This is a genomic window from Rhodopirellula sp. SH410 (assembly GCF_055811895.1).
In genome coordinates this window covers 3,908,687-3,930,199 of sequence record NZ_CM147949.1, presented here as the reverse complement: position 1 = coordinate 3,930,199, position 21,513 = coordinate 3,908,687, and the positions used below count along the sequence as shown (strand labels likewise).

Below are 21,513 nucleotides of genomic sequence, written 5' to 3'. Positions count from 1 at the left end.
GCGAGGATGATCCCCACACGAAAACTCACTCAATCCGTAGTATGGGCCCTTTGGTTTTGCATTGCGGTTAGCCAAAGTTCTGCCGAGCCGGCAACCAGTCCGTTTCGGATCGAAGTCGTTGACAAAGAGAGCGGGTGGCCCGTGCCGCTCGTTGTGTTGGAAACCACCGACCACCTCACCTTTGTTACTGACAACGCTGGCTTGATCGCGATTGACTCGCCCGAGCTGATCGATCGCGAAGTGTATTTCCACGTTCGGAGTGATGGGTACGAGGTGGCTGCGGACGGATTCGGTTTTCGCGGCGTGCGTTTACGTCCCACCGCGGGTGGGGCGACGCGGGTGGAAGTGTCGCGAACGATGCTGGCCAAACGGCTTGGAAGGTTGACCGGTGCGGGGCAATTTGCCCACAGCCAGCGACTCGGCGGCGACCTCGATTGGCGTGAGAGCGGTGTGTTCGGTTCGGACAGTGTGCAGACGACCGAGCATCGCGGCCGGCGGTTTTGGCTGTGGGGCGATACGACGCTCGCAAGCTATCCGCTGGGTATCTTTGATAGCAGCAGCGCGACGACCAGCGTGCAACCTCTCGAGACGCTTGAGCCGCCCTTACGCATGCGGTACGACTATTTTCGCGATAAAAATTCGAGCCTGCGAGGCGTTGCGAAAATGCCCGGTAGTGGGCCAACCTGGCTGAGTGGGTACGTGAGCCTACCGGATCAGAATAGCGATCCGAAACTCGTTGCGTTCTACGCAAAAATCAAGCCGCCATTGGAAGCGTACGAGCAAGGTCTCTGCGTGTGGGATGATGAAGCAGAGAAGTTTCAGCAGCTGAAAGTACTGTGGAAGAAATCCGATGGCGAGGGACCACCCGCAGTCCTGCCGCAAGGCCATCCCGCGTTCTTCACCGATGCTGAGGACAAGCGGTGGATGCTGCTTGGCGATCCCCTGCCGACGATGCGATGCCCGGCTACGTTCGAGGCGTGGCAGGATCCCGCGCAGTGGGAACCGCTTTCTCCGCAGGAGACCATTCGCGCGGCCGAAGATGACGCTGAGATCGAGCCGCACAGTGGCTCGATCGCTTGGAACGACTACCGCCAGCGTTGGGTTACGATTTTTGTGCAGCGATTCGGAAAGCCTTCGTTGCTCGGCGAAGTTTGGTACGCGGAGGCAGACTCACCGACGGGCCCTTGGGAAAACGCGGTCAAGGTGCTCAGTCACCAGCAATACACGTTTTACAACCCGCGGATTCACGCGGACCTCTCCCCTCCAGGTTCGCCCATTGTATTGTTTGAGGGAACCTACACCCAACAATTCTCGGGCAACCCAACGCCAACACCTCGCTACGATTACAACCAAGTGTTGTACCGAATTGACCTCGATGAGATCGTCAAGACTGGGGATCGCGAGAATCAATAGTGTCGTGGACTGTCCTGCGATTCATCTTTCGGATCGGTGGAGCGACCCGCAGCGATCCCTGGGGTCGTGTCATCTGCTTGGGTTAACCTGATCGTATGCTCTGTCGCGGTGTGGCAACTTTTTGCGATGGCGAAACAGTCGATGCGACGATGAATCCGATGTTAGACGGTGGGCAGCGGGTCCACCGGCAATTACGCATCGCATGGGCAGGCCGGAGAGGCAAGGATGATCGGCGGGAAATTGGGACAAGCTACGGTACTCGCGGCCGCTGTCGGTACTCCGTACGTTGCAAACCAGACACAATGGGGACGCGAGACGGTCGAAACGGTGCAGCAACAAATCATCGGCACGGTATCAGGGGGTGGCGACGCGCCGTCGCCCGCCGTCTCGGGCGACTATCCGGTGCATTCGCACTATCAGGTGGAAACGCTACGACCGATCTCATCGGAGAAGTATCGCTATGATGACGAGCTCGCACGAAAACTCGGAGCGGTACCTGTCGACCAATCCACCGCGCCGAGTCTGGTGGGAAACAATGTCACGGACATTCGAGAGGCGCTGCGTTTCGACCTGACACCTCCGATGATTCTCGATCGATTTTCACGGGTTTCGACCGTGCTCGCAGATCTGCAGCTTGAAGGGCTGCGCGTCCCCGTCGTCACCGGGATCCGCGCTGACGATTTGGCGGGTACTCTGACCTACTATTTCGATCACTCCGGTGCCATCCAGCGGATCAATCTGCACGGGTTCACGGGAGACTCCGAGCGGATTGTCGCCACGTTGACCAGCCATTACGGATTGCAAGCGGAGCACTCCCTCGACGCTGGCGTTTACACGCGGCGTTGGAACGGCATCCCCGTTCACCTGTTGCGAATTTCGCATGCTCCGGTGGTTTTCAGTGATGCAGTGCACCAGAAATACACGGTGTTCCTCGAACTCAATCAACCCAATCTGCGCTATGGAATTAGCGAAGAGGCACGCCGGATCGTGCACGCCGATCAATGGACCGGACGTTGGTAGCGTGAGGATTGATTCAGGCGGCGTCTAGCCTGTAATGAACCTATTGTTTTCCGTATACTGGCCGCTCCTTCGGCGTCTCCCGCGAGTTCGGGGTGCGTCCGCGCCAGCACAGAGCTGTTGTCTGAACCACTTTTTTCGAGAATCGACATGTCTTCGACTTCTGACACTCCCCGCCCCGTCGGCAGCGACGGTCCCGAGAAAACGATCATCATTGGAAGCGGCCCAGCAGGCTGGTCAGCGGCGATTTATGCAGCCCGGGCGAACCTCGATCCGGTTTTGTACGAAGGCACATTTCGCCCCGACATGATCCCCTTGGGGCAACTGGCCTACACGACGGAAGTTGAGAACTTCGCAGGCTTCCCGGCCGGGAACGTACGAGCCTTTGTGGAGTCGGCTGTTAGCAAAGACCGCCACTACAACCTGCCGCCGGTTCCCGCCGGGCACACTCGTGATGACCAGCCTCACTATGCCGTTCAAGGCACCGAGTTGATGGAGCTGATGAAGCAGCAAGCCCTGAATTTTGGCACGCGAGTGGTCAGTGACGACATCGAACGCGTCGATTTTTCGGGGTCGCCGCACACGCTCTACCCTGCCGCGGGCGAACCGATCCAAGCGCATACCGTGATCATTGCAACGGGGGCGCGAGCGAACTACTTGGGGCTGCCTAGCGAAGAGGACTATAAGAACAAAGGCGTCAGCGCGTGCGCGGTATGCGATGGTGCTCTGCCAATCTACCGCAGTAAACCGCTGGCCGTGGTCGGCGGTGGTGATTCGGCGGTCGAGGAAGCCACCTATCTCGCTAATCTGAAGGGCGCTGACAAGATCTACCTGATCGTCCGCCGTGACGAGATGCGTGCGAGCAAGGTGATGCAAGATCGCGCCCTGAACCACCCCAATATTGAAATGAAATGGAATACCGTCGTCGACGAAGTGCTGGGCGACGGGAAAATCGTGACGGGTTTACGGGTTAAGAGCACCGTGGACGATTCGGTGAGCGAACTCAAAGTGGGCGGTATGTTTGTCGCCATCGGTCACACGCCCAATACAGCGTTTCTCGAGGGAGCCGTCGAAATGAATTCGGCAGGCTACATCCAGTGGTCCCAACCATTCCGCACCCACACCAATGTGCCCGGTGTGTTCGCCGCTGGAGACGTGGCGGATGATTACTATCGGCAAGCGATCACGTCGGCCGGAACCGGTTGCATGGCGGCGCTTGATTCCGAGCGGTTCCTGGCAAGCCAAGAATCAGCGGTCAGCGCATCGGCTGCGGACTGAGTTGCATCGCGAAGGCTGTGATTCGCCCAACGCGATTGAGCGTTGGGCATGTGGGCACCTCGATGCCCTAGTCCATCAGTGATCTCCAGCCCACCTGTTAGCCGCGAACTGCTGATTCTTCGTCATTCTCGTTCGACGGCGTACCTGCTCCTCCGCGATATCTTCCGAAGAACGATCGCAGAGGTGAGCCAAAGCTGAAGTAACAGAGCATCAGCGGCAAGGCGACCCAGTGCAACAGCACCACGCCGACGACCGCGAATAGCGCCTGGCCGATTTGATTGGGTGTTCGCCGGCCCCGCAATAACTGGGCAAAAACGTGTGGGTAGCGAAATCGGGAGACCATCAGGAACGCGAGGATCGCGGCCAGGACAGGGATAAAAAAGTGGGACGCTTCCAACGTCCACGCACTCATTTTCCCAATCCACACCGGGTATTCGTCTGAGGTCGCGTAAAACTTCACGTCAGGAATCGCGATGGCGAAGGCAGCCAGGGTGCCTGCGGCGGCGGGGCTCGGCAATCCTTCAAACCCCTCGTGATCGTCATCCTCGGGCGTCTCGACATTGAATCGAGCCAAACGCAGGAGTACACAGATGGCGAACAACACACCGATCGCCCAGGTCAATCGCTGTGGCAACGCATCGCTGATTCGCCACACGATGACGGCAGGCGCCACCCCAAAAGTGACCGCATCACAGAGCGAGTCGAGTTCGGCGCCAAACCGGCTGGCCTGGCCCGTCAGGCGGGCGGCGGAACCGTCGAGCGCATCGAACAACATGCCACCGAAAATCAGTAGCCCCGCAGCATAGAGTTTCGTTTCCAAATCCCAGGCGAGGGTGCTGGTGCTGACGGCGATCGCGATCGCGGCTAATCCGCAAACGCCATTGCCTAAGGTCAGAACGGTGGGCAACACCGCGAGAGTTAAACGTCGCCGTTTCCGAGAGTGTCGCCTGCGCCGGCGACGATAGCGGCTCGCCTTGGGCGAGTCGTCGTCTCCGTCAATCTCGTCCGCAGCAAGCCTACTGGACATGCGGGGGGGATTGAGGTCCGAGTCGTCAGCGGGCTCCGGACCCTCTGAATCGGGCTGCCGCGGTTTGAGTTCACTCATGATCCGAGCGTGTCCAATTCGGGTGGGGGATCTATCTGATAGCGGGGCAAAGCAGTCGGCCGGGTGAATCTCGTCTCGCCGATCGCGGGTGTGACCGTAACAGCTGCGTGACAGGAAAGAAACGACTCGGCGAGCGGTTTCAGTCTAATCATCCCATCCGCCTGCGCACATGGAAAAGCGGACTCGGCACGTGCTCGGCGAGTAATCCAGCGGTCGACCTGCCCCGGTAATCTGCGGGATCCGGATAATCCGCCCCACCAAAGAGGGCCTCACCCACTCACGTGGCACGGTCACGGCGCCATGCCTCGCGATCGGTTTCAGGTTCGGCCCCATCGCGGCCGCCCCGCCGGGTTGTGGCACTGTTTCGCGTCCTACCGGTCGTGATAGAAGTGTGGGTGCGGCAGAATTGGTCGGGGTGCTCATGGAGAACAAGAGTAGCGAGTACAATACGCGTTTGTCGAGAACACGTCCGCCTTGCATTTGCCTCCCTCGCCGTTGCCGCGCCCGCTATGATCACGCCTCGCTATCTAGTCCCCTTTGATTCGCGTCGCGCCAATCACCGGTTCACTGACGTGCTCATCATTGGTGGTGGTTTGGCAGGGCTACGTGCTGCTCATGCCGTCGAGCCGAACCTGTCGGTACTCGTCGTGACGAAAGATGAATTGCGAGAATCCAACAGTAATTACGCGCAAGGCGGGATTGCGGGCGTCCTCGATCCCGACGATTGCTTCGACGATCATATCCGCGACACCTTGATCGCGGGTGCGAACCTGTGTGACCGTGATGTCGTCGAGCGGGTCATTCGCGAAGGGCCGCTGCGAATTGAGGAGCTGATTCGGTGGGGCACTCAGTTCGACAAACACGCCGGCGAACTCGCCTTGGGCCGAGAAGGAGGCCACTCGCACGAGCGAATTGTCCATGCCATGGGCGATGCGACAGGCCGTGAAATCATGCGCGCGGTGATCGAACACACCCGTGCGGCCAGTAATATCGACGTGTGGGAGAATGCCTTTACCGTCGATCTCCTGACCCTCGAAGGTCGTTGCCGAGGTGCCGTCATTGTCCGTGACGGCAAGCAGCCCACGATGGTCTGGGCCAAGGAAACGATTCTATGCACGGGGGGGGTTGGTCAAGTTTTTCGTGAATCAACCAATCCCGCCGTCGCCACCGGCGATGGAACTTCGCTCGCCTATCGCGCGGGCGTTCAACTTCGCGACATGGAGTTCATCCAGTTTCATCCAACCGTGCTCTATATCGCCGGCTCATCACGCTCTCTGATCACCGAAGCGGTCCGGGGCGAAGGAGCCCATCTCATCGATTCGCGCGGCGAGCGGTTCATGCCCAAATACGACGATCGGGCCGAGCTGGCGCCGCGTGACATTGTCAGCCAATCGATCGTCAGCCAGATGAGCGAGGCCTCGCAACCCTGCGTTTTCCTGAGCCTCGCTCACCTGGATCCCGATCATGTCCGCAGCCGCTTTCCCGGTATCGCGGAGACCTGCCAGCAATTTGGTCTCGATATCACCACGGATCGGATTCCCGTTCGCCCGGGAGCGCATTACATGATCGGCGGCGTTTGCGTGGACAGTCAGGGACGCACGTCATTGCCCGGATTATGGGCGGCCGGGGAAGTCACGAGCTCGGGACTGCACGGAGCCAATCGATTGGCGAGCAACAGTTTGCTCGAAGGACTCGTCTATGGAGCGCATGCGGGGGAGGCCGCGAGTCGCTCTGCGGCCGAGGGGCCCCATAAGATGCTGGCGTACCGGATTCAACAGACCCCACGCGAGCAAACACTGGCGTTTGACATCGCCGACGTCCGCGTATCGCTCAAGAGCTTGATGGGCCGACTCGTTGGCGTGAAGCGATCTGGCGCCGATCTGGCGCAGGCCCATGAACAGATTCAATCCCTCTCAGCGTACGTCATGCCACACCAATTCGATAGCGTCGAGGGCTGGGAGCTGCAGAATCTGTTGCTGACCGCGTCCGTGATGACGGCAGCAGCACTGGCTCGTTGCGAATCACGAGGCGTGCATTTCCGCAGCGATTTCCCCGAAACAGACAATGAAAAATGGCGCTGCCATCAAACACAGCAGATTGATGTCGATGGAGGCTACCCACAGCGAGGTGAATTGATCACCCGCCCCACCGCCGACCACGTTGCCCCCTCGTAAATAAACGAGTAAGTTTTCTAGCAAAGAGAAAACTCTTTCAATCGCCTTTTCTGACGTCTCACATCCCCCTACTTTTCACTCCCGCTCTGGCAATGTCTGCTCCACGCGTTCTTGTACTTCGTGCCCCTGGCACCAACTGTGATGTGGAAACCGCTCATGCCTTCGAAGCCGCTGGCGCGACGGCTGAGCGGGTCCATGTTGGCCGCCTGATGGATAATCCGGCGCTACACAAACGGTACCAAATCCTGTGTATTCCAGGTGGGTTCAGCTACGGCGATGATATTGCGGCGGGACGCATTCTCGCGACGCGGATGCGGCACCACCTCGATGACATGATTCATCATTTCGTCGACAGCGGTGATAATCTGGTGCTGGGTATCTGCAACGGCATGCAAGTTTTGATGCGTTTGGGGGTCTTAACCGCCGGTGTCGAAGCGCCTCAGGCAGCCGGCGTGGCCGGCGGTGGCGATGAAGCGTCGAGTTCGAACTGGGCGCGCGATTCGAGCTCGCCGCATGAGGTGCCACCTGCAACGCTAACGTGGAACAATCACGGTCGCTTCGAAACCCGCTGGGTCCGTCTAGCGGTCGACAAGACACCGTGTGTGTTCCTGAAAAACATCACACAGATGTATTTGCCAATGGCGCACGCCGAGGGCAAGTTCGTCGCTCGCGATGCAGACTCCCTCGAACAACTTCGCAGCACCGGTCGTCTGCCGCTGCGGTACTGCGACGAGTCCGGTGAAATTCAATCCGAAACCTTGGAGTTTCCCAGTAACCCGAACGGCGGCGACGCCAATGTCGCAGGCGTCTGCGACGCATCGGGTCGCGTTTTTGGATTGATGCCACACCCCGAACGACACATCGATGCGACCCAGCATCCGTTCTGGACACGGCGCAAGACACAGCCCGCCGAAGGTGATGGGCTCGCAATGTTTCGCAACGCAGTCGAGTGGTTCGCTTGACATCGGACGAGACACGCTTTGCCTTTGGGAAAAACTGGTCGTCGTTTCTCAAACAGGTCGACGCGGCAAGAGCGGAGCAAGCTGTCATCTCGCTGCGGCAGTTGTTCCAACTCGACACCGAGCTTTCACTCCCTCTGGCAGGCAAAACCTTCCTCGACATCGGCTCAGGCAGCGGTCTGTTCTCACTCGCTGCTGTGTCGCTAGGTGCCTCGGTTGTCTCCATCGATATTGATCGTGATAGCGTTGAGTGCACCCGCCGATTGAAGGATCAGTACTCCGCGTCGCTGAGCGCGGGTGTCGCCGCAGCTGAGAATCGTCCGACTTGGGATGTCCGTCAACTCTCCGTGCTCGACGTTGGCGACATGGCAGCGTTGGGGAGTTTCGATATTGTCTACAGCTGGGGTGTGCTGCATCATACCGGTGACATGGTTGCGGCGATTGACAGAGCATCCGAGCGTGTTGCGCCGGGCGGTTGGTTCGCGCTCGCGATCTACAACGATCAAGGCGGACCGAGTCGTCGTTGGCACGCCATCAAACGCGGCTATCATGCATTGCCTGCTCTCATGCGTGGTGCATACGTCGCTGCCGTCGCGAGCGTCTATGAATCCAAGTTCGCCTTGGCGAGATTGGCACGCCGACGCAATCCACTCCCGTTTGCGGATTGGCGTGCGAAACGTGCGGACCGCGGCATGAGTGTCTGGCACGATTGGGTGGACTGGGTTGGCGGTCTCCCCTTTGAAGTCGCCACGCCAGAGGCAATCATCATGCCGCTTCGCCGCCATGGTTTCGTGCTGGAGAATCTCCGCACCGTCGGTTCCGGATGGGGCTGTAACGAATACGTCTTTCGCAGGGAAATGGAGCAAGTCAACGATGGCCGAGATAGCTGACCGCACAGATATTCTCGGCATCGATATTGGGGGGGCGAACTTGAAATATGCGACCGAGGACGGTCGTTGCTTTGATCGTTCCTTTGCCATGTGGACGCATTGGCGTGAACTCACCGAGCAGCTCGTCTCGGATATTGCTCACTTCGTAGGCGTTCGCCACCTCGCGGTTACCATGACGGGCGAACTCGCCGACTGCTTTCCAAAACGCGCCGTGGGCGTCTCCCACATTGTCGATCACGTGATGCAATGTTTGCCACGCTGTGCACTGGAGTCGGCTTCGTTCTATGGCACCGACGGGCGGTTTTATGGTGCGGCAGATGCCACGCAAAATTGGGAACGTATCGCGGCGTCAAACTGGCACGCCCTGGCCAGCTGTATCGGCAAGCGAATCGCTGCGGACGCGTTGTTGATCGACGTTGGCTCCACGACCACTGACGTGATTGCTATTTCCGGTGGCCAGGTACTAACGGAATCTCGTACCGATTTTGAGCGTCTCGCGGATCAGTCGCTGGTCTACATCGGCTGTCGCCGCACTCCCGTGTGCGCGTTGGTATCGCAACTGGATTTCGGTGGCAAGTCGGTCCCCGTGATGAAGGAAGGGTTCGCGACGATCGACGATGCTCGGCTATGGCTCGGTCTGCAAGCAGAGGCTCCGGAGGATCTCGGTACCGCTGATGGCCAGCCCCGAGATTGCATTCACGCCCGATCGCGACTGGCGCGGATGGTCGCTCTGGACCGCGATCAAATCAGTCACAACCAGGTTACCGAGATCGCCTTACAGATCGTCTCGGCAGCGTCGCGCCCGATCGTCGCCGCAGCAGATCACTGGTGGCAGCAATTGGTCGACGAACGCCGACCCAGCCCATCCCAGCCCGCCGCGATCTGTGTGCTCAGCGGCCACGGTCAAGACCTTGCGGTGTCTCCTGGATCCCGCACCATCATTGACTTGCAGACCGAGCTACCACCGGGCATGTCCCGCGTCGCGCCGGCCTGGGCGGTCGCGGTGCTCCACCGGTGATCCTGCTGGCTCGATCATCGAATCAACATCGTGGGACCAATCCATCCCGATCACGCACGCGCGGCATGGGAACGTACCACCGAGACGATTCTTCTCAGCGATGTCGTCCTGGAGGCTGAACAACGGGTGGTCGTGCTTTCCGGCATCGCTGCGGTCTGTCCAGCATCGCGGCGGCGAAAGATTCGGATCAGCTTCCGATCGCCCGCATGCAGGCTGTCCGCAGGCGGGCGGCCGTCAGCGTCGCGGTCGGAAAATCGCCGTTTAGTGAGGTGCTTCGATGCCGCGCGGGAATGCCCGCAGGTATCGACGAACAGAGTGGACTGGCAGAATCGGCCTGATGGACGGTGATACCCGGCCGCGACGAACGCTCGCTATTGCCGTGTTCGGTCGAGCCGTTTCGTGTCATAGAGTGTCGTGTCACTCCAGCCAAGAGCGTCGACAAGTCTCGAGGTGGCAACGATCATCGTTTCCAACGCCAGTCCGTCGCATGGGAAACGAGTTGGAAGTGCTCGTGTGACGCTAACTGCCGTCCGGAATTAGCTTGAACCGGGGATCGCTGTCGGACGGCCGAATCGCTCGTTCTGTTCCCAGATACTGACGACGCAGATCAACGAACGGTCGCGAACGAGATTCTTTGGACGGATCATAATGAGGGTTGAGCGCCGGCGTGTATTTGACATCGATGTTTTCATCGATCCAATCATTTAGATTGATGAACAGCGATCGTGTTTTCTCTGGCATCTCAGCGGACAATTCGTTTTTCTCGAAAGGATCGTCGGCGACATTGTACAAACGCAGCGTGCCGGACCAATCGAAGATCAGTTTCCAATCCCCTTGCCGGACGGCTGATGAAGGGGCCGATGGAAGCCCGTCTTCTGGGTTCTTCACGATCACATTGAGTGGATAGTGCTGATAGAACGTGTCGCGAGGGTATTCGCCCTTCGTATTGGCTGGATCGTCAAGCAGTGGCGCTAAACTGCGGCCGTCGATGCCACCAGGCTGGGTATAGCGGGACACATCGTAGCCGGCCAACTCCAATACCGTCGGGAAAATATCGTTGCAGTCCACGGGCACGTTACTCCATCGATCTCCGTCGACATGGCCTTTCCAACGAACCACCAGCGGAACGCGAATTCCGCCTTCAAAGTGCAACGCCTTGCCGCCTTTGAAAGGTGCGTTGTTCGTCGCGACGGGATCCGTGTAGGTGACACCGCCATTGTCGCTCATGAAAACGACCAATGTATTCTCATCCAAACCCGTTGCCTCGAGCGTATCGAGAATCCGACCGACGGACGCGTCCAACCGTTTCACCATCGCGGCGTACACCGGATTGTCGTGGCCGTTCCAACCTCGCGTCGGTTTCTGTCGAAAGTACGCCACATCGTCTGCGCGTCCTTGGAAAGGCGTATGGACGGCGAAGTGACAAAAATGCAGGAAGAACGGTTTGCCACCGGAAGCCTGTGAATCAGCTCGTCGGCGAAGGAAATTCACCGCATGCTCGGTCAGTTCGTCTGTCAGGTACTCCTGGCCAAGGTTTCCCCCGGATTTTCCACGTTGCAATTTCGATTGAGGTGTTGTGGGAAACAGTAGTTTACCGCTGTCCCAAATCCCGCGCCAATGGAAGTACGGCGACCCGCCTTCGTCGAAGTAGGAGAGTTCTTCAAAACCTTGATCCGAAGGTTGCCAGCCCTGTGATCCATGACCGCCCACGTGCCACTTTCCAATGAAGGCCGAGTTATGGTCGGTCAACGCTTCTGCGATCGTCGTTTCGTTTTCGCCATTGTCTGATGGTTGGCCGGACGCTAGCCCATCGCGGGTGGTGCCGTTGAGCAAGGCTTGTTGGATATCAATCTTGTCCTGCCAAACGAGTGCGTCCTGAGCGACATAGCCTTGCGGCGGTTCGATGGCTTGATTGTAGAACGTTCTTACATTTCCGCCGACAGCGGTCGTGAATCCCGTGCGTGCCGCGTACTTGCCCGTCAACAAACTGGCGCGGGCGGGGGAACAGAGATGGCAGGCATAGGCCTGCGAGAACGCCAGTCCCTCCGTGGCTAGTCGATCCAGGTTCGGCGTCTCGTAGTACATCTGCGCCGGTTCAACGCCAGTGAACTTTTTTGCGTAGGCGTTCACATCAACGATCCCTAAATCGTCCGCGAGGATCACGATCACATTCGGCTTGGTGTGATCTTCCGCACCTGCCGCCGACGCGGAAAACAGTGCAACAAGAAGCAGGGAAAGTAAGGTTATGGATTCAGGTTTCATGATGTCAGAAAATCGGTTGGGATGTCAGTTCCAGAATTCGTGTAGAACCTTGATCGTAAACGCCGCGTGGCTGACGTCCCAATCAGGGCAAGCCTGTAAAGCACATTTCGAACGTAGGTTGGGACCGTTGGCCCGTCCGAGTCTTCATCTCGCTGAACCGATGCAGGGTTTCTCGCTCGGGACAAGGGTCCCAAGCGACAGATCCAAAAGATCACACTGCAAAAATGCTTGACAGCTATCGAACTACTTCGCCATGTTCGCGTTCGCTGCACTGTACGCTTGGTGACCTGTCGAGTTACCGGGTAAGACAGGGTGTTGGTACTTGGGAAGGAACGCGGCGTGTTGGGCGATGATCAATTGGTACTCAGGATCCGATGCGAGATTGTTCCATTCGTGAGGATCGTTTGTCAGATCGTAGAGTTCGCGTGAGCCATCGAGATATTGGATGAAGCGGTATTGGGCCGTTCGGATCGAGAAGTTTCCAAGACCAAAACTGGTGATCGCAGGATGGATCCACTCTTGATTGGGGTTTTTCATCAGCGGAACGAGGCTTTGCCCTTCCTGGTCGGCATCAGCGGGTAAGCCCGCGAGATCGAGAAGTGTTGGGAAAATGTCCAACAGTTCGACAGGCTGGTTCGTTTCCTGGTTGCCTTTGAATCCTGGCGCGGAGATGACAATCGGCACTCGCGTACCGTCTTCCCAGAGCGAGCGTTTGGCCCATCGCTGCTTCTCACCGAGGTGAAAACCATGATCGGAGAACAGCACGACAATCGTGTTGTCCGAATAGTCACTTGATTCCAGTCCATCTAAAACCAATCCCAAGCAGTGATCGGCAAAGCTCACCGATGCCAGATAGGATTGCACCGCGTGTTCCCACTGACCCGCTTCGGTTACCCACTCGTGCGTGGGTGAAACATGCATGAGGTTGGTCAGGTCGATGGCGTATTGGCTTAGGTCATCGCGATCGTCCTCGCGAACGACCGGCAGCTTGATGCCTTTGATTGGATGCAGGTCGAACCACTTTTGAGTCGCATACATCGGTACGTGGGGGCGATAGAACCCGACACCCATGAAGAACGGCTTGTCGTGCTTCATTTCCAATTGACGGGCGGCCCATTTTGCGGCCTTCATATCGGGCATCATGTTATCGTCGTCGGGGTAGACACCCCAATCCCAGAGCGGATGACCGTGTGGCTGTGAGATCTTCTTTTTCGGCACGGGGCCGAATCCGCCAGAGGGTTGGTACTCCTGGAAAAAACGTTTGTCACCGGTGTGGAAAATCTTTCCCGTTGCCATGGTTTTGTAACCGGCAGCCGCGAAAACTTCCGGCATCGTCTTGACGCCTTCGAGAACCGGAGCCTGTTTCAAGTCTGGTGAAAGAAAGTAGATCCCGGTCGAATGTGGGTACCGACCGGTCATCATGCTCGCCCGTGACGGATTGCAGACGGGCGACTGGCAATGTGCATTTTCGAACAGCGTCCCCATTTCCGCGAGACGATCAATATTGGGTGTCTTTGCTTGGGGATGTCCGCCGAGACACCCAACCCAATCGTTGAGATCGTCGATCGATATCAGCAACACGTTTGGCTGTTCGGCATCGACCGCTGACGCGGACGCAAGAGCGACGCAGAATAGGAATGCAAGGATTGGTTTCATGGGGAAGATTGAGGTGAGAGTTACCGGGCGGATTATTGGGAAGGTTCGTTGAGGTGAGACTGTTCGGCTGAGTATTTTGTCCAGAGTGCATTCAACCGCGAGGCGATTTCTGTTTCGTCACCCACGATGAGCCAATAGCGATAGCGAAACGTTGACTTGCGTCCCAATGTCACGCGGTCGATTGGTGCAACGTGCATGCAGGGGCCGTCCGTTGGATTGCTGCTGAGTCCAGACCCGTGAGGACCAAAGTTCCATTTTTCGCGGGAGGTTGGAGAGAAGACTGCGACACCCTGGCCGGCGGAGTCGAACATCGCCATCGCTTTGAGCGGCGGATTGGCGTGTCCCCATGGCGGACCCGGTTTCTGGTGTTCTGCTCGCCACTCTCCATCGCCAAGGTAACTTTGTACCGTTTCAAAGTTGCGAGTGAAGTAGCAGGCAGGGATTTCTTGCGGGTTCATACTTGCTTTGCCCCATGGATCATGTTCATCCCGGGTTGTTTGGATTTGGCATTGCACACAAACCACACCGGGCATGTCGGGTTCAAACGAAGTCCATTGACGCATCACCGCCTCCGCCTCTTCATCGGCCATGTCCCAGAGTTTGGGGATGGTTTCCGAGTACAAGGTGCCATCCGATTTTTCGAACGCAGTCACTCGCGCCCAAGTTCCATTTTGGCCGCCACTACCGACACCACCACCCTGAATAGGGTTCCATGACCAAGGACTCCAGGACTTACTTTGTCCTTCCGAAGTTCGGTCAAGTCGGCGACCAGCGTAATACGATTGCTGGATCAGGCGACCGGGGTCAGCGATGTTGACAATGTTTTGCGGATAGTCCTCTGACGACAACCACGTGATTGCGCCACCCTTCTCGCGATCGATGCCAACCTTCACTGAACCGTTATCAATCGTCAGTAAATCAGCGGCAGGCAATGAGGTCATGCTGAGCACGCAAACGATCACGGACAGAGCAAATCGCTGCCGCCGCATCGGCATGGGGGCAAGAGGTCGAGGTCCGTTCAAGATTGAGTCTCGGTTAGGAACGAAAGGAAAATGACTGTCTGATATGGTGGCCGAACGCTCCGCGGTCGACCATTCCGACCGCGGAGCGTTCGGCCACTTATCTTCCGCTCGTTCCTTACGTGGAAGGATTGTGTGGAAGACACTTCGTCGCCTGCTGATTCCATGAGCGTTGCGTCGGAGGTGACTCTGACCGACCGCAAAGGTGAGCGTCAAAAAACACTTCATCCTAAGCCGCGATTCCAAGAGTAGGAAGATCTGGTTCACTACTTTGGTTGCTTTTGACTGGGAGTGCAATCGCGCCGGTGGGTTGGCACACCATGGAAAATCTTTTGGAACAAATTCGTGTCAACGCGTGGTCCACGGTCCGCGTTTGGTGGACGGGTGGTGGACGAAGGCCTCGTGGCGATACGGAACGACTTCGTCGGATGTGCTTCGGACGTCGAATTGCCCCTGCGGATGTCTCGAGTTCGTCGGTAAGAGCGAATGCTCTTGAGACTAACGTTTGCCGGCCAACGCCCGATCTCACGCCCGTTTTTAGGGATGGGCTGGTTTTCGTCTCGATAGCACGCAATCCCCCCCGGCGGCAGGCCGCTCACCGTTTCGGGAGTCGCTCACGCGGCTGTCTCACAGACGCCTTGGGAGGGCAACCGAGCGAGCGTGGGGACTGTGAGTCGATTTGTTCGTTACAATTGACTATAATCCTACCTGATCCGATCGATCGTCAGTCTTTTCCTCCCCACACCTACCCTGCCCTGGGGCGATCTCTTCCTCGCCGGCCAAGGCCCTGCATTATCTATGAAAACAGTTTTTCCACTCCGCCAACTGAAACGTTTCGTTGGCTTGTCTTGTATGGCCGCCTGCCTGGGCGGTCCCGCTGTGCGCGTGATGGCCGATGATGGGGCCCCCTCAGAACGTTCGGCACCGGAGGTGATCACAACGGTCACCGACGCAGAGCTGCAACAGACCAAACGGGTGCGTCCCGAGTATCTGCAACCCCTTGCAGTAGAAGGAGATGCGGTAGCAACGACATTGCCATTGGAGCCGCGTCAAGGCGAGTCGATCGTGTTTCTCGGCAACACGCTGGCCGCTCGCATGGAGCTGTTCAATGCATTCGAAACGGCTCTCCACCAAGAATTTCCGGACCAGGAACTGACGTTTCGCAATATGGGTTTCCCCGGGCACACGCCCGCGTTCCGTCCGGAAGCCGGCAGACCTGATCCGTGGGCATTCCCCGGCGCGGAGAAATTCCGACCGGAGATTCAAGGCCACTTCGGCGAAGGGCATTATCCGAAGCCCGATGAATGGTTGACGATTGTCAAAGCCAACACCATCGTCGCATTTTTTGGATTCAATGAATCGTTTGACGGCTTGGAGGGTGTCGAAAACTTCAAAAACGAACTGCGTGCGTTCGTCGATCATACGCTCTCACGGTCCTATGACCGTCAACCCGGCGAGACCCCGCGTCTCGTGCTGGCCACACCGATCGCGATGCAAGAACTCCCGCAGTTCAACCTACCCGATGCGGGCGAGCGAAACGTGATTTTGCAGGCATACGCAGACGCGGTGCGGACCGTGGCGAACGAGAAAAACGTCGGATTTGTTGATCTCTTCACGCCGACGCTCGAGTGGTTCACCAATTCCGACGAACCGCTGACGATCAACGGTGTGCATCTGTCCGAGGCGGGCTATCAAAAACTCGCCCCCGTTCTGATGCAGCAACTTTTTGAGGCGACGCCCGATGCGTCCGAGGAAAATTCCGTCTTGCATCAGGCTGTCCAAGACAAAGCGTGGTTCTGGCGAAACGATTACCGCATGCTCAATGGCGTTCACGCCTACGGTCGCCGCTGGGCTCCCTACGGAAACTTCAACTATCCCGAGGAGATCGAAAAGATCCGTCAAATGACTGTGTTGCGGGATGAGAACATCTGGGCGATCGCCCAAGGCAAGTCATCGACGATTGAAGTGGACGATGCGATGACCCGCCCCCTGTCATCGGTCGAAACCAACTTTCAGCTCAGCCCGAAGAATGGCACGCCGGATTACTTGAAATCCGAGTCCGAAGCCATCGAAAAGTTCACGCTACCGGACGGCTACGACGTTTCGCTGTTTGCATCCGAGCAACAATTCCCAAACCTCGGCAACCCCGCGCAGATGCAGTTTGACAACCAAGGCCGGTTGTGGGTTTCGACGCTGCCGAGTTACCCGCATTACAAACCGGGCGATTCGAAGCCCAATGACATGATCCTGATCTACGAGGATACCGATGGGGACGGTCGAGCGGACAAGGAGACGGTCTTTGCTGATGGGCTGCACATGCCGATCGGTTTCGAGTTGGCACCCGAAGGTGTCTATTTGTCCCAGGAACCGTTTTTGGTACTGCTCAAGGATACCGACGGCGACGACCACGCAGACCAAATGGAATACTTGCTCGATGGATTCGATTCGCACGATACCCACCATGCGATATCTGCGTTCGACATGGACCATGGTAGCGGCATCTACATGTGTGAGGGCCGATTCCTGCACTCACAAGTCGAAACGCCTTGGGGACCACAGCGGATGACCGACGGTGGTGTGTGGCGGTTTGATCCCACGTCGTGGAAAGTCGAACGCGTTATGCAACTCGACGTCAACAACCCATGGGGTGTTGCCCATGACGAATACGGTCAAACGTTCGTGAACGATGCATCCGGAGGTGATCAGTACTGGATGCTGGGGTATTCCATCAAAATCCCGCACTCCAAAGAAATCGCCAAGGTTTCCAAGTTCAATTACGAACACCACACCCGACCGACTTCTGGTGCTGAATTCTTATACAGCAGTCACTTCCCCGACGAAGTCCAAGGCGACTATCTGTACGCCAACACGATTGGTTTTCTCGGCATCAAAGAGTATAAGACCATCGAAGATGGCGTCGAAATCAAGGGGAAATTCCGTCAGGATCTGATCCAATCGTCTGACGGTAATTTCCGACCCTGCGACCTGGAAGTGGCACCTGACGGTAGCCTGTATTTCATTGACTGGCACAACACGCTGATCGGTCACATGCAACACAGTGCCCGGGATCCGATGCGGAACTCTGAGTATGGTCGGATCTACCGAATCACCCGTTCCGATCGCCCCCTGGTGGAAGCACCGCCGATTGCGGGTGCCTCCATCGAGCAGCTTTTCGAGAACATGAAGTTGCCCGAGGTGAACGCACGCAAGCGATCTCACCGGGAACTGCGTGGGCGTGACAAGCAGGCCGTTCTCGCGGCCGCCGCACAGTTCGCCAGCGAGAATGCGGACGACGAGCGTTTGGTCTTGGAAGCCCTCTGGGCGACGTGGGGCCAACAGGAACCCTCGACGGAACTGCTCGACGAGTGCTTGCATGCGAAGGACCACCGCGTCCGCGCTGCAGCCATACGGGTTGTGCGTCACTGTCTCCATTTGCTCGACAACCCTGATACGTACCTGCTGACCGCGGCGACCGACGAGCATCCTCGTGTGCGACTCGAAGCACTTTCGGCGGGCTCATGGCTCGGTGGCAAAACCGGTGCCGAAGTGTTGTTGACGGTGGCGTCCTACAAAACCGACCGCTGGATTCGCAACGCTCTCAATAGCGCGATGATGTTACTCAAGCCAGACGTGGAGCAAGCGGTCCAAGACGGTTTCGTCGACCCCGATAGCCTACTGGTTGAGTACAACGAATTGCTCGCGGGCAAACTCGAAGGTGCGATGAAACCGAAGGACTACCGGACCAAGTCCGACAAGTTCAAAGACAAGAACTTCGCCAAAAAGTATAACCTTGGCCAACAGGTTTTCTTTGAAGAGGGATCCTGTTACGCCTGTCACCGGGACAGCGGTGAGGGCGTCGCTCGAGTCTACCCACCCTTGGCCGGTAGCGAATGGGTCAACGGCGATCCCGATCGATTAATCAAACTGACGCTGCATGGGATCTGGGGAAAAATTCGCGTCCGCGGAAAGGTCTTTGAGCCGGATCTCGGGGTTCCTCCAATGACCGCGATCGGGAATATGTTCAACGATGAGGAGATCGCCAGCGCATTGACCTACGTTCGAAACAGCTGGGGAAATGACGCCGACGAGGTTACGGCCGCGGATGTCAAGCGAGTTCGTGCCGCGACGGAGGACCGTCAGCGTTTCTATCGACCTGAGGAACTGCTCGAAATGCATCCATTCCCAGAAGGAAGTCGTCCGGAAATGGTGGAAGAGAACATAGCCAATACGGAACTCGAGCAAGCATTGATTTCGGAACCTGTGGCGAGTTTGGTTCGCGATGCTCGTGAGCGCGGCGATGCCGGTCGAGGGGCAAAGCTCTTCTACTGGGAGCAGACTGGATGTGCCACCTGTCACGATGTCAGCGTGGGGTACCAGCTCGGGCCTGCACTGACGAGCAATCGGAAGGACATTACCGATGAGCACCTCGTCGAATCGATTTTGAAGCCATCGGCGAAAATCCTCGCTGGCTATCAGACGGTCAACGTCATCACCGTGGATGGCGCGGTCCTGTCAGGATTCCTCGTCGAGGAAACCGAGGACAACATCACGCTCAGTATTGCCGCTGACCAAGGTAAACCGCGGGTGATCCCGATGGACGATGTTGAAGAGGTGATTAAGTCGGAAGTCTCAACGATGCCCGTTGGACTTGCCGCCACCTTAGAAAGCCGGGACCAGTTTTTGGATCTCGTTCGATTCATCATGGAAGTCAATGAGGGTGGCCGTCCGCAACTCAACCGGCTGAAAAAGCAGGCGAAAGTTAAGAACTGACGTTCAGCTCGAACGACCGTTCGTCAGCCTCCGAGCCTCTTCGAGGTTCGGAGGCGAGTTCTCAGAGTCAAGGAATCCTTGGCTCTCGCGGCCGTCGAGAGCCTGCCACAATAAGTGACGGGTGTACCGTAGTGGATCTTGTTAAAGATCCTGTTCTGGAGGGATCTTTAACAGACGCGCCCGACCAAAGTCTCATGCTACCAGCATCTTTCGTGGGCGAGATGCGTTGCCTTTTGCTGTATGGATTTAGCTTTTTTCTTCGAGCGGTCGGTTAGTCAGTGAAACCATCGAACTACCTACGCAGCAAAGACTTTTCGACCCGTTCGAGGGCGTCATCGGCCCCATGGGGCGAAAGATGATTGACAACGGATGGCAGGGCCTCCTTCGCGACGTGCTCTTGGACGCAGATGCCCATCGGCCTCGTCGGTGAGCATCTCAGTGACGATCAAGAACGACCAACCTTTGAGTTGCACGCGATCATCGCGCTCCTTTGGATCCGTGACTTTCAAGGTTGGACTGTCCCCCAGGCCCACGAAGCACTGCTGTTCCGAACCGACATCCAATACGCACTGAACTTGGAGCCAAGCACCGAAGTCACTCAGCGAGCCATTGAACGCTACATCGCTCGAATGCAAAGCAACGAGAAGATCAGTGAGGAGATCTTCGCAGGCGTTACCGACACCCTGCTGCAAAGCATGGAAGTCAAAGTCAAAAAACAGCGTCTCGATTCCACCCATGTGCTTAGAATACCAGGAACAATAAGTGACGGGTTTACCGTAGTGGATCTTGTTAAAGATCCTGTTCTGGATGGATCTTTAACAAGATCCACTACGCCAGTTATTGATCACGCGTTGCTTAGCGAGATGGCCAACTGCGCCGGTGAACTGGAGTCTTGCCCGGCTGGTCACGCTCCCGAGTCGACCAACTACAACGCCAAAGGCGACTACACTTTCGCACAGATGGATCCCGAGAAGTGCCAGCACTGTCCGCTGCTTGCACGCTGCCGCGTCCAACGCAATCGGGATAACGCGCAGCCGACCGGCCGCATTCAATTTACCGGCAGTGCGGTTCGAGCCGACGCGCGTCGTCGCCACGAGCAGAGCGACGAGTTCCGCGATAGGTACCGTTGGCGGTCGGGTATCGAAGGGACCAACGGTTGCCTCAAGCGAATGATGGGCTTGGGTCGGCTCCGCGTTCGCGGCCACAATGCGGTGAAGCTTTCGATCCTACCGAAGCTGGCCGGTTGGAATCTGCTTCGAGCGGTGGCAATGCGCCGCCAGAGAAAGAATTCGCTCCAATTGGCCATCAACTAGGAAAAACAGGGGCAATAGGCGACTAGGACGACGGTTCATGTAGAGCCTGCGACTCCTCGACAGTCAAACCAGGGCCTCGAGAGAGGCCTCGGCTAAAAACTTTTGCACCACCCAAAAAAGTCGCCCGCAGCAAAGCCACCTAATGTCGGTCGCGTCTGTAAAAGATCCTGTTCTGGATGGATCTTTAACAAGATCCACTACGCCAGTTACTGATCCCGCGTCGCTTAGGAAGGAGCGGGGAAATGACTGTCTGAAATTGTGGTCGAACGCTCCGCGGTCGACCATGCTGACCGCGGAGTGTTCGGCCACTTCTTTCTTCGGAGGTGCAGCAGTATCGCTCCCACGAGACGTCAATCCTCGCCAAAGTCCGCAACCGTTAGTTCGTCGTATCCTTTCGCGACTACTGAATGCGATAGGATCGTGGGCAACCAATCGATTTTTTGGCTAAGCGAGGGCTTCTGCTCTGTCGGAAAACGACGGGCCCTGGCCAGCATGCTATCCTAGGCGTTGGATTGTTCGGGCAGCGCCGAGTCGGCCGACTAAGATGTCCAATCGGATCTCGAGGAATGCCATGAGCAAGCGTTTGCAATCGATGCAAACGAAGCGGTCGTACCGCCCGGTGCCCAGAGTTCAATTTTC

13 protein-coding genes are annotated in these 21,513 nt (G+C 57.4%); 9 read left to right on the top strand and 4 right to left on the bottom strand.

Annotated elements, in window-relative coordinates:
- Nucleotides 1-6: 6 nt before the first annotated feature.
- The 3 genes from SH410x_RS14350 (at nt 7) to SH410x_RS14340 (ending at nt 3,708) form a co-directional block, all read left to right on the top strand.
- Nucleotides 7-1,413, top strand: coding sequence for a hypothetical protein (locus SH410x_RS14350; protein WP_473677152.1), 1,407 nt, complete (start codon nt 7-9; stop codon nt 1,411-1,413).
- 168 nt (nt 1,414-1,581) lie between these two features.
- Nucleotides 1,582-2,433, top strand: a complete 852-nt coding sequence (locus SH410x_RS14345; protein ID WP_473677151.1) for a DUF6690 family protein — start codon at nt 1,582-1,584, stop codon at nt 2,431-2,433.
- Between the two features lie 147 nt (nt 2,434-2,580).
- Nucleotides 2,581-3,708: a thioredoxin-disulfide reductase gene (locus SH410x_RS14340; RefSeq protein ID WP_473677150.1), complete on the top strand. Its 1,128-nt coding sequence runs from the start codon at nt 2,581-2,583 to the stop codon at nt 3,706-3,708.
- A gap of 97 nt (nt 3,709-3,805) precedes the next feature.
- On the opposite strand, the gene pssA is transcribed toward SH410x_RS14340, so the two are convergent.
- Nucleotides 3,806-4,813, bottom strand: coding sequence for a CDP-diacylglycerol--serine O-phosphatidyltransferase (gene pssA / locus SH410x_RS14335; protein ID WP_473677149.1), 1,008 nt, complete (start codon nt 4,811-4,813; stop codon nt 3,806-3,808).
- A 509-nt stretch (nt 4,814-5,322) separates the two neighbouring features.
- Between pssA and nadB the strand changes: the two genes are divergently transcribed.
- From nadB to SH410x_RS14315, 4 genes are all read left to right on the top strand, one after another.
- Entirely contained in the window at nt 5,323-6,987 is a 1,665-nt protein-coding gene (nadB, locus tag SH410x_RS14330) for an L-aspartate oxidase (RefSeq protein WP_473677148.1), read from the top strand.
- Nucleotides 6,988-7,079: 92 nt separating this feature from the next.
- Entirely contained in the window at nt 7,080-7,949 is an 870-nt protein-coding gene (purQ, locus tag SH410x_RS14325) for a phosphoribosylformylglycinamidine synthase I (protein WP_473677147.1), read from the top strand.
- Nucleotides 7,937-8,836, top strand: a complete 900-nt coding sequence (locus tag SH410x_RS14320; RefSeq protein WP_473677146.1) for a class I SAM-dependent methyltransferase — start codon at nt 7,937-7,939, stop codon at nt 8,834-8,836. The genes purQ and SH410x_RS14320 overlap by 13 nt, the downstream gene beginning before the upstream one ends.
- Nucleotides 8,820-9,854 carry a hydantoinase/oxoprolinase family protein gene (locus SH410x_RS14315; protein WP_473677145.1) on the top strand — a complete coding sequence of 345 codons (1,035 nt, stop codon included), beginning with the start codon at nt 8,820-8,822 and terminating at the stop codon, nt 9,852-9,854. Before SH410x_RS14320 ends, SH410x_RS14315 begins: the two co-directional genes overlap by 17 nt.
- A gap of 519 nt (nt 9,855-10,373) precedes the next feature.
- Here SH410x_RS14315 and SH410x_RS14310 read toward each other — a convergent pair.
- The 3 genes from SH410x_RS14310 to SH410x_RS14300 all read right to left on the bottom strand — a co-directional run bounded on the left by SH410x_RS14310 (nt 10,374) and on the right by SH410x_RS14300 (nt 14,794).
- Nucleotides 10,374-12,116: a sulfatase gene (locus tag SH410x_RS14310; protein ID WP_473677144.1), complete on the bottom strand. Its 1,743-nt coding sequence runs from the start codon at nt 12,114-12,116 to the stop codon at nt 10,374-10,376.
- 243 nt (nt 12,117-12,359) lie between these two features.
- Nucleotides 12,360-13,772, bottom strand: coding sequence for a sulfatase (locus SH410x_RS14305; RefSeq protein ID WP_473677143.1), 1,413 nt, complete (start codon nt 13,770-13,772; stop codon nt 12,360-12,362).
- A gap of 32 nt (nt 13,773-13,804) precedes the next feature.
- A complete protein-coding gene (locus tag SH410x_RS14300) occupies nt 13,805-14,794 on the bottom strand; it encodes a hypothetical protein (RefSeq protein WP_473677142.1) in 990 nt (329 codons plus the stop codon).
- Between the two features lie 795 nt (nt 14,795-15,589).
- Between SH410x_RS14300 and SH410x_RS14295 the strand changes: the two genes are divergently transcribed.
- Both SH410x_RS14295 and SH410x_RS14290 read left to right on the top strand, forming a co-directional pair.
- Nucleotides 15,590-19,561 (top strand): PVC-type heme-binding CxxCH protein, encoded by a 3,972-nt coding sequence (locus SH410x_RS14295; RefSeq protein WP_473677141.1) that lies wholly within the window; start codon nt 15,590-15,592, stop codon nt 19,559-19,561.
- Nucleotides 19,562-19,968: 407 nt separating this feature from the next.
- Nucleotides 19,969-20,874, top strand: a complete 906-nt coding sequence (locus SH410x_RS14290) for a transposase (RefSeq protein WP_473677140.1) — start codon at nt 19,969-19,971, stop codon at nt 20,872-20,874.
- Nucleotides 20,875-21,513: the final 639 nt, after the last annotated feature.

Excerpts from the sequence above, each read along its gene's own strand:
- SH410x_RS14290 (WP_473677140.1), top strand. The coding sequence starts at position 19,969 with ATGCCCATCGGCCTCGTCGGTGAGCATCTCAGTGACGATCAAGAACGA.
- SH410x_RS14295 (WP_473677141.1), top strand. The coding sequence starts at position 15,590 with ATGAAAACAGTTTTTCCACTCCGCCAACTGAAACGTTTCGTTGGCTTG.
- SH410x_RS14340 (WP_473677150.1), top strand. The coding sequence starts at position 2,581 with ATGTCTTCGACTTCTGACACTCCCCGCCCCGTCGGCAGCGACGGTCCC.
- pssA (WP_473677149.1), bottom strand. The coding sequence starts at position 4,813 with ATGAGTGAACTCAAACCGCGGCAGCCCGATTCAGAGGGTCCGGAGCCC.
- SH410x_RS14305 (WP_473677143.1), bottom strand. The coding sequence starts at position 13,772 with ATGAAACCAATCCTTGCATTCCTATTCTGCGTCGCTCTTGCGTCCGCG.
- SH410x_RS14350 (WP_473677152.1), top strand. The coding sequence starts at position 7 with ATGATCCCCACACGAAAACTCACTCAATCCGTAGTATGGGCCCTTTGG.
- SH410x_RS14310 (WP_473677144.1), bottom strand. The coding sequence starts at position 12,116 with ATGAAACCTGAATCCATAACCTTACTTTCCCTGCTTCTTGTTGCACTG.
- purQ (WP_473677147.1), top strand. The coding sequence starts at position 7,080 with ATGTCTGCTCCACGCGTTCTTGTACTTCGTGCCCCTGGCACCAACTGT.
- SH410x_RS14315 (WP_473677145.1), top strand. The coding sequence starts at position 8,820 with ATGGCCGAGATAGCTGACCGCACAGATATTCTCGGCATCGATATTGGG.
- nadB (WP_473677148.1), top strand. The coding sequence starts at position 5,323 with ATGATCACGCCTCGCTATCTAGTCCCCTTTGATTCGCGTCGCGCCAAT.